2 protein-coding genes are annotated in these 1,016 nt (G+C 49.0%); both read left to right on the top strand.

Translation table 11 applies throughout. From position 1 onward, the window contains the following. A partial coding sequence (locus tag FDY93_RS19265; RefSeq protein ID WP_220446267.1) for a hypothetical protein occupies window positions 1-601 on the top strand: 601 nt, incomplete at its 5' end. Beyond that, complete coding sequence (locus tag FDY93_RS19260; RefSeq protein ID WP_138237383.1) at window positions 601-990, top strand: hypothetical protein; 390 nt, start codon at window positions 601-603, stop codon at window positions 988-990. The genes FDY93_RS19265 and FDY93_RS19260, both read left to right, overlap by 1 nt. Window positions 991-1,016: the final 26 nt, after the last annotated feature.

The raw sequence follows: 1,016 nt of genomic DNA, 5'->3' as shown, positions 1-1,016 counted from the left end.
GGCGCCTCGCGCACCAAAGCGGCCCCCGGGACTGCACAATCGGGGGTGGGATGATATCGAGGTGCAGAAGTTTAAAACCCGCCGCGAAGTGGACATGGATAAGTTGTCAGCGGCAGAAGATTCCGCAGCCAAAAAACTCAAGGCACAGGGTCGTTCCGGTGAAGACATTGAACAACTGCTGAGCTCCGGCGACGACTTTAAGACAAGACGACTCCAACTTGGCGGCAAACTTTATGGCTTCGACAGTCAAAGCAACCCTTATGGTACCAAGAACCAGAAGTCTATGTACTGGACTGATGAGGCTGGCTATCAAGATGTCAAAAGCAAGTTCTATAAAGATGGTGTTTGGGACAGAGAGGGCGTCAAAAACTACCTGGCTTTACCCTGTTACAACCGCGCTGACGTGATCGACACCGCGACTGTGACTCAACCTCATACTGCCGTGGAATCCACTATAGGCATCGCCACAGAACAGATCGGTTATACCGAGGGCAGCTACTCTACGGGCATGTTAGGTAAAATCATGTCTGGCGGAGGTTCACAAATTACCCCAGATAGCAAAGCCATCTCTACCGTAACACGCCTCACAGGAACGCCGTAATGACGTTTAAGCAAGAAATCTACCGGGACATCAACGAGAATTGTGATGTTGTTCTTAATCTCTTGAAGGGCCAGCCCGTCACGAACGACACTGCGGAGGGTCGCATGATCTACCAATGTCGTTGGCTCAAGCAGCAGGTCGCTGCTGATGCATTGACATTCCCTGTAAATGATTACGTGCATACGCTGAAGCATGTTTCTGCTGAAAGGCTTCTGGAGCATCTCGCCAGCTCACCTGATCTCTATCGGGAGGAGATTGGTGTTCATTTGTATCGTTTATTGAAACTAGGGCCTGTTCACACTAAATTCTGTATAATTGCGGGATGGAACTCTCAGCAAAACAATTCAAAATCATCGAAGAATTGCTACCTACCCAGCGTGGCAATGTAAAAATTTCTAACTTGCAGGTATTGAAC

The organism is Microbulbifer harenosus (genome assembly GCF_005771435.1).
GTDB lineage: Bacteria > Pseudomonadota > Gammaproteobacteria > Pseudomonadales > Cellvibrionaceae > Microbulbifer > Microbulbifer harenosus.
This window is presented reverse-complemented; position numbering and strand designations above follow the sequence as displayed.

Bases quoted from the DNA above. Each gene is read 5' to 3' on its own strand.
- FDY93_RS19260 (WP_138237383.1), top strand. From the start codon at position 601: ATGACGTTTAAGCAAGAAATCTACCGGGACATCAACGAGAATTGTGAT.